At 62.9% G+C, this 8988-nt stretch carries 7 protein-coding genes and 1 pseudogene; 1 reads left to right on the forward strand and 7 read right to left on the reverse strand.

The features are described 5' to 3' along the window. Nucleotides 1–191, forward strand: a 191-nt coding sequence (locus RI841_RS11475; protein WP_310705737.1) for a hypothetical protein, incomplete at its 5' end; no start/stop codon positions are given. 49 nt (nt 192–240) lie between these two features. Here the strand turns inward: RI841_RS11475 and RI841_RS11480 are convergent. The 7 genes and pseudogenes from RI841_RS11480 to RI841_RS11510 all read right to left on the reverse strand — a co-directional run bounded on the left by RI841_RS11480 (nt 241) and on the right by RI841_RS11510 (nt 8983). After that, nucleotides 241–1722 carry a bifunctional 2-methylcitrate dehydratase/aconitate hydratase gene (locus RI841_RS11480; RefSeq protein WP_310705738.1) on the reverse strand — a complete coding sequence of 494 codons (1482 nt, stop codon included), beginning with the start codon at nt 1720–1722 and terminating at the stop codon, nt 241–243. Between the two features lie 99 nt (nt 1723–1821). Continuing rightward, complete coding sequence (gene prpF / locus RI841_RS11485; RefSeq protein WP_310705739.1) at nt 1822–3012, reverse strand: 2-methylaconitate cis-trans isomerase PrpF; 1191 nt, start codon at nt 3010–3012, stop codon at nt 1822–1824. Nucleotides 3013–3134: 122 nt separating this feature from the next. Beyond that, on the reverse strand, nt 3135–5750 hold the full coding sequence (gene acnD / locus RI841_RS11490) for a Fe/S-dependent 2-methylisocitrate dehydratase AcnD (RefSeq protein ID WP_310705740.1): 2616 nt from the start codon (nt 5748–5750) through the stop codon (nt 3135–3137). 83 nt (nt 5751–5833) lie between these two features. Further along, nucleotides 5834–6967, reverse strand: coding sequence for a 2-methylcitrate synthase (gene prpC, locus RI841_RS11495; protein ID WP_310705741.1), 1134 nt, complete (start codon nt 6965–6967; stop codon nt 5834–5836). 177 nt (nt 6968–7144) lie between these two features. Further along, nucleotides 7145–7937 (reverse strand): annotated as a pseudogene (locus tag RI841_RS11500) (methylisocitrate lyase). Nucleotides 7938–8029: 92 nt separating this feature from the next. Next, nucleotides 8030–8710: a GntR family transcriptional regulator gene (locus RI841_RS11505; RefSeq protein WP_091999539.1), complete on the reverse strand. Its 681-nt coding sequence runs from the start codon at nt 8708–8710 to the stop codon at nt 8030–8032. Between the two features lie 108 nt (nt 8711–8818). Next, entirely contained in the window at nt 8819–8983 is a 165-nt protein-coding gene (locus tag RI841_RS11510) for a glucan biosynthesis protein (protein WP_310705742.1), read from the reverse strand. Nucleotides 8984–8988 lie beyond the last annotated feature (5 nt).

The following is an 8988-nucleotide window of genomic DNA, read 5'->3' on the forward strand; positions in this document are numbered from 1 at the left end:
ACCATCACCGCCTGCAACGTTTGCCCGTCGCCGGCAGCGGATGCGTACTTTACGATCTCACGCCGAGGCATGCAACCCCCACGCGCAAGAAAAATATAGACCTGCCTGACACGTCGCGCCATGTGCTTCATCAGGTTTCCACCGTGGGCTCGTGGAAGGCGGCATCGGTGAAGCCCGAGACACTCCGTTGAGGCAATGCCCCGGGCCGAAACCACTACCTCGGGCGGGCCTTGAACGGCCTCAGATCACGAAGAGGTCGACGAAGCGGTGCACCGCGGTGTCTTCCAGGCGCGCCTGGTCGCGGCAGAGATGGCTGATCTGCTCACAGCGCCCCGCCGGGAAACGGGTCGCGAGATTGTGCCGGAACTTCTCCTCCAGCAGCGGAATGCCCACCGCGCGACGACGGCGATGGCCGATGGGATATTCGACCGCGACCTTCTCCGTGGCACTACCGTCCTTGAAGAGCACCTGGATGGCATTGGCGATGGAGCGCTTCTCGGGATCGTAGTAGTCCCGGGAATAGCCCTGGTCCTCGACCACCTCCATCTTCCCGCGCAGCTCGTCGATCCGCGGATGGGCGTCATGGAAGGCGTCCTCGTAATGCTCGGCCGTGAGGTTGCCGAAGATCAGCGGCACGGCGGTCATGTACTGCAGGCAGTGGTCACGATCCGCCGGATTGGCCAAGTCACCCTCTTTGGAGATGATGCGTATCGCCGAGTCATGGGTGGTCAGCACGATGCGCTCGATCTCGTCCAGCCGATCCTTCACCTGGGGATGCAGGGTCACCGCCGCCTCGCAGGCGGTCTGGGCATGGAACTCGGCCGGAAAAGCGATCTTGAACAGGATGTTCTCCATCACATGGCTGCCGAGCTCGCGTTGGAAGCTGAACCGGCGCTCCTCCTCCGGTTTGGTGGCCAGATCGCGATTGGTGTGGCTGAAAAGCACATCATAGAAGCCCCACTGCGGTGCGGTCAGCACGCCGGGGATGCCCATCTCGCCGCGCATGGCGATATCGGCCAGGCGCACAGCACGGGAGGTGGCATCCCCTGCGGCCCAGCTCTTGCGCGAGCCCGCGTTCGGCGCATGCCGATAGGTGCGCAGACTCTGGCCGTCGACGAAGGCATGGGAGAGCGCCGCGAGCAGCCGCTCGCGACCGGCCCCCATCAGCTTCGCCACCACCGCGGTGGACGCCACCTTGACCAGCACCACGTGATCGAGCCCGACTCGATTGAAGGAGTTGTCCAGCGCCAGCACGCCCTGGATCTCGTGTGCCATGATCATCGCCTCGAGCACCTGGCGCATGGTCAGCGGCGCGACCCCATCGGCGACCCGACGCTGGGAGAGGTGGTCGGCCACGGCCAGAATGCCCCCCAGGTTATCGGAGGGGTGGCCCCACTCGGCGGCCAGCCAGGTGTCGTTGTAGTCGAGCCAACGGATGGTCGCCCCGATATCCCAGGCTGCCTTGACCGGATCCAGCCGAAACGAGGTCCCGGGCACTCGAGCGCCATGGGGCACCACAGTACCCTCGACGAGCGGCCCGAGGTGCTTGGTGCACTCCGGGAAGCGCAGCGCCAGCAGGCCACACCCCAGGGTGTCCATCAGGCAATGGCGGGCGGTATCGAACGCCTCGCTGCTCTCGATCTCGAAGCCAAGGACATAATCGGCGATCTTCTGCAGCTCGACATCATAGTCAGGCCGCACATTGGTTTCCACGGTGCTCATGTTCGCCTCCTGTCGAAGCGTCAAAGGACTAGCCACACTATAGAAAACGCCCCGAGTCCTGCGAACCCGGGGCGCTCCTTTAGCTCGGGTGGCTTGTACTCAGAAGCTGTCCCCGGGAACGCGCACCCAGCCCTCCATCAGCACCCGTGCGCTGCGGCTCATGACTGCCTGATCGATCACCCAGCGACCGTCCACCAGGCTCGCTTCGGCGCCGACCCGCAGGGTGCCGGAGGGATGACCGAAGGTCACCGCATTGCGCTTGCCGCCGCCGGCGGCCAAGTTGACAAGGGTGCCTTCGATGGCCGCTGCCGAGGCGATGGCCACCGCTGCGGTACCCATCATGGCGTGGTGAAGCTTGCCCATGGAGAGCGCCCGTACCACTAGGTCGACCTCTCCGGCCCTGACTTGCTTGCCGCTGGAGGAGAGGTAATCGGACGGCGGCGCCACGAAGGCCACCTTGGGAGTATGCGGACGAGCCGCCGCCTCGGTGACGTCACCGATCAACCCCATGCGTACCGCACCATGGGCGCGAATGGCCTCGAACATCTTCAGCGCCTTGGCGTCACCGTTGATCGCCTCCTGCAATTCCGTACCGGTATAGCCGAGTTCGGCGGCATTGACGAAGACGGTCGGGATACCGGCATTGATCATGGTCGCCTTGAGAGTCCCTCCCTCTACCACATCAGCAGGCACCTCCAGGTCATCCACCAGGTTGCCAGTGGGGAAGATGGCGCCCTCCCCGTCTGCCGGGTCCTTGAAGGCCACCGGCACCTCGGCGGCCGGGAAGGTCACCCCATCCAGCTCGAAGTCGCCGGTCTCCTGCACCTCGCCACCGCTGATGGGCACCCGAGAGACGATGGTCTTGCCGATATTGGCCTGCCAGATGCGTACCTCAGCTTCACCGTTCTCCGGGATACGCGTCGAGTCCACCAGGCCGTTGCTGATCGCGAAGGGTCCCACCGCCGCGGAGAGGTTGCCGCAGTTGCCGCTCCAGTCCACAAACGGCTTGTCGATGGAGACCTGGCCGAAGAGGTAGTCCACGTCGTGGTCGGGGCTCTCGCTTTTCGACAGGATCACCGTCTTGCTGGTGCTGGAGGTGGCCCCACCCATGCCGTCGATCTGCTTCTGGTAGGGGTCGGGGCTGCCGATCACCCGCATCAGCAGGCGATCGCGGGTTTCACCGGGAACCTGAGCGCCCTCGGGCAGATCGGTGAGCTTGAAGAAGACGCCCTTGCTGGTGCCGCCACGCATGAAGGTGGCGGGAATGCGAACTTGGGGGACATGTGCCATGGAAATCGACTCCGGATGGAAAGCTGCCGCGCTCGGGAGCGCGGCAGTAATGGATGGTGCCGGGCAACAGCGCGGACCGGCCTGCACGACCCGACCGAAACGCCGGGCCGTGCCTCCTGCGCTCAGCCGACCGCTTCGACCTCGGACTCCAGGAAGTCCTTGGCAAAGCGCTGCAGCACGCCGCCGGCGGAGTAGACGGTCACCTCCTCGGCGGTATCCAGGCGGCAGATCACCGGTACGCGATCGACCTCACCGGTCGTGCGGTGAATCACCAGCTCCAGGGTGGCGCCCGGCACCGGCTTGCCCTCGACGTCATAGGTCTCAGTGCCGTCGAGCTGCAGGGTGTGGCGGGTAGTGCCTTCCCGGAACTGCAGCGGCATCACGCCCATGCCGATCAGGTTGGTACGGTGGATGCGCTCGAAACCTTCGGCGACGATCGCCTCGACTCCGGCCAGCGCCACGCCCTTGGCCGCCCAGTCGCGGGAGGAACCCTGGCCATAGTCGGCGCCGGCGATGACGATCAGCGGCTGCTTGCGCTCCATGTAGGTCTCGATGGCCTCCCACATGCGGGTCACCTCACCTTCCGGCTCGATGCGCGCCAGCGATCCTTGCCTTACTTCGCCATTCTCGTCCCGCACCATCTCGTTGAACAGCTTGGGGTTGGCCAGGGTCGCCCGCAGGGCGGTGAGGTGGTCACCGCGGTGGGTGGCGTAGGAGTTGAAGTCCTCCTCCGGCAGGCCCATCTTGTGCAGGTACACCCCCGCCGCGCTATCCATCATGATGGCGTTGGACGGTGACAGGTGGTCGGTGGTGATGTTGTCCGGCAGGATCGCCAGCGGCCGCATGCCCTTGAGCGCACGCACGGCCGCCATGTTGCCTTCCCAGTAGGGTGGACGGCGAATGTAGGTGCTCTGCGAACGCCAGTCGTAGAGCGGGCTCTCGGCCTTCTCGGCGGCGTCCAGGTCGAACATCGGGATATAGACCTGCTTGAACTGTTCCGGCTTGACGAACTCACCGACGATGGCATCGATCTCCTCGTCGGAGGGCCAGAGGTCCTTGAGGGTCACCGGATTGCCGTTCTGATCGGTGCCCAACACGTCCTTCTCGATGTCGAAACGCACCGTTCCGGCAATGGCATAGGCGACCACCAGCGCCGGCGATGCCAGGAAGGCCTGCTTGGCATAGGGGTGGATGCGGCCATCGAAGTTGCGGTTGCCGGAGAGCACCGCGGTGGAGTAGAGATCGCGGTCGATGATCTCCTGCTGGATCTCGGGATCCAGGGCGCCGGACATGCCGTTACAGGTGGTGCAGGCATAGGCGACGATGCCGAAGCCGAGCTTCTCCAGCTCGGACAGCAGGCCGGCCTCCTCCAGATAGAGCCGCGCCACCTTGGAGCCCGGCGCGAAGGAGGACTTCACCCAGGGCTTGCGCATCAGGCCGAGCTCATTGGCCTTCTTGGCCAGCAGGGCAGCGCCTACCACATTGCGCGGATTGGAGGTGTTGGTGCAGCTGGTGATGGCGGCGATGATCACCGCGCCATCGGGCATCCTGCCCTCCTTCTCCTCCGCCTGGGCCTTGTCGTAGTCGACGGCGATACCGCGCTCGTGCAGGGCGCTGGTGGGCAGGCGACGGTGCGGGTTGGAAGGGCCTGCCAGGTTGCGCTCAACACTGGAAAGGTCGAAGGTCAGCACCCGCTCGTACTGGACCTGCGTCAGGCTGTCGGCCCAGAGTCCGACCTGCTTGGCGTAGGTCTCGACCAGCTCCACCTGCTCCGGCTCGCGACCGGTGAGGGTGAGATAGTCGAGGGTCTGCTCGTCGATATAGAACATCGCCGCCGAAGCGCCATACTCCGGCGTCATGTTGGAGATGGTGGCGCGGTCGCCGATGGTCAGGCTCTGGGCCCCCTCGCCGAAGAACTCCAGATACGCCCCGACCACCCGCTCCTTGCGCAGGAACTCGGTGATCGCCAGGACGATATCGGTGGCGGTGATGCCGGGCCTGGGCTTGCCGGTCAGCTCCACGCCGACGATATCGGGCAAGCGCATCATGGAGGGGCGCCCCAGCATCACGGTCTCGGCCTCGAGGCCGCCGACGCCGATGGCGATCACGCCCAGGCAGTCGATATGCGGGGTATGGCTGTCAGTGCCCACGCAGGTATCAGGATAGGCCACGCCGTCGCGTGCCTGCACCACCGGCGACATCTTCTCCAGGTTGATCTGGTGCATGATGCCGTTGCCGGCGGGGATCACGTCGACGTTCTCGAACGCCGTCTTGGTCCACTCGATGAAGTGGAAGCGATCCTCGTTGCGACGATCCTCGACGGCGCGGTTCTTGTCGAAGGCATCCGGATCAAAGCCGGCATGCTCCACGGCCAGGGAGTGATCGACGATCAGTTGAGTCGGCACCACCGGGTTGACCTTGGCGGGATCGCCCCCCTGCTCGGCAATGGCGTCGCGCAGGCCGGCCAGATCGACCAGCGCCGTCTGGCCGAGGATGTCATGGCACACTACCCGCGCCGGATACCAGGGAAAGTCCAGATCACGGCGGCGCTCGATCAGCTGCTTGAGCGCGTCGGTGAGCAGCTCGGGCTCGCAGCGGCGCACCAGCTGCTCGGCCAGCACCCGCGAGGTGTAGGGAAGGGTGTCATAGGCACCGGGCTGGATCGCCTCGACGGCCGCACGCACGTCGAAGTAGTCCAGCTCGGTGCCGGGAAGCGGTTTACGGTAGTCGGTATTCATGGCGTGAGGGATCTCTTGCAGGCGTCGGGGCGAGGGCGGAGAGGCCGGACGACCTGGAGGGGTCGCCCGGTAACGGTGATCGATCAGTCGCGCTGCTCGATCGGCACCCACTCGCTCTTCTCCGGACCGACGTAGTCGGCGCTCGGTCGGATGATGCGATTGTTGGCGCGCTGCTCGAAGACATGGGCACACCAGCCGGTGACCCGCGAGCAGACGAAGATCGGGGTGAACAGCTTGGTGGGAATGTCCATGAAGTGGTAGGCGCTGGCGTGGAAGAAGTCGGCGTTGCAGAACAGCTTCTTCTCGCGCCACATGACCGCCTCGACGCGCTCGGAGACCGGGTAGAGCACGCTGTCGCCCACGTCCTCGGCAAGCTTCTGGGACCAGTGCTTGATGATGGCGTTGCGCGGGTCGGACTCGCTGTAGATCGCATGGCCGAAGCCCATGATCTTTTCCTTGCGCTCCAGCATGCCCATCAGGCCCTCTTCGGCCTCGTCCGGGGTCTGGAATTTCTGGATCAGTGCCATGGCCGCTTCGTTGGCACCACCGTGCAGCGGGCCACGCAGGGAACCGATGGCGCCGGTCACACAGCTGTGGATGTCAGACAGCGTGGAGGCACAGACGCGAGCGGTGAACGTGGAAGCGTTGAATTCATGCTCCGCATATAGGATCAGGGAGACGTTCATCACGCGCTCGTGCAGCTCGCTCGGCTTCTTGCCGTGCAGCAGCTCCAGGAAGACACCGCCGATGGAGTCACTCTCGGTGTTGGCGGTCTCGATGCGGACGCCCTCGTGGGCGAAGCGGTACCAGTAGGTAATGATCGCCGGGAATACCGCCAACATACGGTCGATCTTGTCGTCCTGCTCGCTGAAGTCTTCCTCGGTTTCCAGGTTACCCAGCATGGAGCAGCCGGTACGCATCACGTCCATCGGGTGCGCGTCCTTGGGGATCTGCTCCAGCACGGTTTTCAGAGCTTCGGGCAGGCCGCGCAGGCTCACAAGCTTCTTCTTGTAGGCGTCCAGTTCCTGCTGGTTCGGCAGCTTGCCGCGCAGGAGCAGGTAGGCCACTTCCTCGAACTGGGCGTTGTTGGCCAGATCGGTAATGTCGTAACCACGGTAGGTCAGGCCGGTGCCGCTCTTACCTACGGTACACAGGGCAGTTTCACCGGCGACCTGGCCTCGCAGGCCGGCGCCACCTTGTTTCTTTGCTTCAGCCATTGTTGTTCTCCCTCATCTCTAATCTGGTGAACATGGGGTCAGATGAAGGCTTTCATCAGACCCCTTTAATTCAGGGGATTGCACTGGGGTCAGAAGAAGGTGTTCTTCAGACCCCGACCTTGCTCAATTTCTAACATGGGGTCAGATGAAGACTTTCATCAGACCCCGACTTGGCCCTCAGCCCTTGGTCTGGGCGAACAGCTCATCGAGCTTCTGTTCGAAATCGTGGTAGTTCAGGAAATCGTACAGTTCCATCCGGGTTTGCATAAGATCAACCACGTCTTTCTGGTCGCCCTTCTCCAGGATGTTCTGGTAAACCGTCAGGGCGGCCTTGTTCATGGCGCGGAAGGCGCTCAGCGGGTACAGGACCATGCCGGCGCCGGCTTCGGCCAGCTCTTTCTTGTTGTAGAGCGGGGTTGCGCCGAATTCAGTGATGTTGGCCAGGATCGGCACATCCAGAGCCTCGGCGAAGGCCTTGTAGTCCTCCAGCTCGTGTACCGCTTCGGCGAAAATGCCGTCGGCACCTGCTTCGATACAGGCCTTGGCGCGATCGGTCCACCATTTCTTGCTTGGAAACGATTTCCTTGTTCGGACGATGGCCACAACGCTTCTGGGCAACCTGGTCTTCGATATGGACTGCGGCGGCGCCGGCACGTTCCATCTCACGGATGGTACGGGCGATGTTGAACGCACCCCCCCAACCGGTGTCGATGTCCACCAGCAGCGGCAGTTCGGAAGCTGCGGTAATCCGGCGCACATCCTCTACCACATCATTCATGGTGGTCATGCCGAGGTCCGGCAGGCCGTATGAAGCATTAGCCACACCACCACCGGAGAGATAGATGGCCTGGTGGCCGACTTTCTCCGCCATCATCGCGGCGTAAGCATTGATGGTACCCACGATCTGCAGGGGCTGATTGTCTTTCAGGGCCTTGCGGAAGCGGGCTCCCGGGGAGAGTTTGTTGGACATGGTGTTGGCCTCATGTTGTTCGGAATTTTTACGTTGGGTTCAATGTGAAGTTGGGGTCTGACCCCGAACGGGGTCAGACCCCTTTTTCAGCTTTATATCGTCAGGACGCCTTCCTCGATCTTCTTCTCGATGTTTATGCGCGCAGCATTAATGTGTCTTTTCATCAGGAATTCGGCGAGTTCTCCATCCCTCTGGGCGATGGCCTCGACGATACGGCGGTGTTCACGGAGCGCGAGGTGCGGGCGCCCGGCGGAAGTGCTCAGTCGGTACCGGTACATACGGACCATATAGTAAAGGTCACCCAGCAGCATCTGGGCAAGCTTGGCGTTGCGGCTGCCGGTGGCAATGCGGTGATGGAAATCGTAATCCCCTTCGGCCTGGTAATAGGCCTGGCCCTGGGCTTGTTCGATCATCTTCTCGTGGCTGTCCAGAGTCGCCTGCAGTTCGGCGATTTCCTCGTCGGTCATCCGTTCGGCAGCCTGGCGAGCCGCAAGCCCCTCCATCACCTCACGAATCCGGTACAGTTCCAGCAGTTCTGCGGCACTGACGGAAACCACCTTTACACCCGCATGGGGCCGGCGTACCAGAAGGCCACGGGATTCCAGACGGCCAAGGGCTTCACGCAACGGCCCACGGGTCAGATTGAACCGTGAACAAAGCTCAACCTCGCCGATCTTCTCGCCGGGGGCAAGTTCGCCCGTGACAATGGCCGTTTGTAAACAATCAAACGCTTCGTCGGCGCGGGTCTGGGATTGGAGAGTAGCTTCAGCCATGCCTTGTCAACAATAGTTACTGGATTGAGCATAAATCTACGCCCAGAGGTACTTATTGTCAACAAAAATGGGAAAGGCACCTCCGGATTGTTAACACATCCCTGAATTCTAATAAAGTTTCCGGTCTCCCGGGGCAGGTGGGAAATACTGGTAGAGCCAGGTTTCGGTGATGGGCTCGCCATTCAGGCTCAGATGTAGTCGCAGCTCGATCGGTTCCTCTGACTCATCCGGCACCAGGTCAAACATGGCACGGTACCCGTTAATAGCCGACAACGGCC

The sequence above is a fragment of the Halomonas sp. genome (assembly GCF_031581305.1).
Lineage (GTDB): Bacteria > Pseudomonadota > Gammaproteobacteria > Pseudomonadales > Halomonadaceae > Halomonas.

Excerpts from the sequence above, each read along its gene's own strand:
- RI841_RS11505 (WP_091999539.1), bottom strand. The coding sequence starts at position 8,710 with ATGGCTGAAGCTACTCTCCAATCCCAGACCCGCGCCGACGAAGCGTTT.
- acnD (WP_310705740.1), bottom strand. The coding sequence starts at position 5,750 with ATGAATACCGACTACCGTAAACCGCTTCCCGGCACCGAGCTGGACTAC.
- prpF (WP_310705739.1), bottom strand. The coding sequence starts at position 3,012 with ATGGCACATGTCCCCCAAGTTCGCATTCCCGCCACCTTCATGCGTGGC.
- RI841_RS11480 (WP_310705738.1), bottom strand. The coding sequence starts at position 1,722 with ATGAGCACCGTGGAAACCAATGTGCGGCCTGACTATGATGTCGAGCTG.
- prpC (WP_310705741.1), bottom strand. The coding sequence starts at position 6,967 with ATGGCTGAAGCAAAGAAACAAGGTGGCGCCGGCCTGCGAGGCCAGGTC.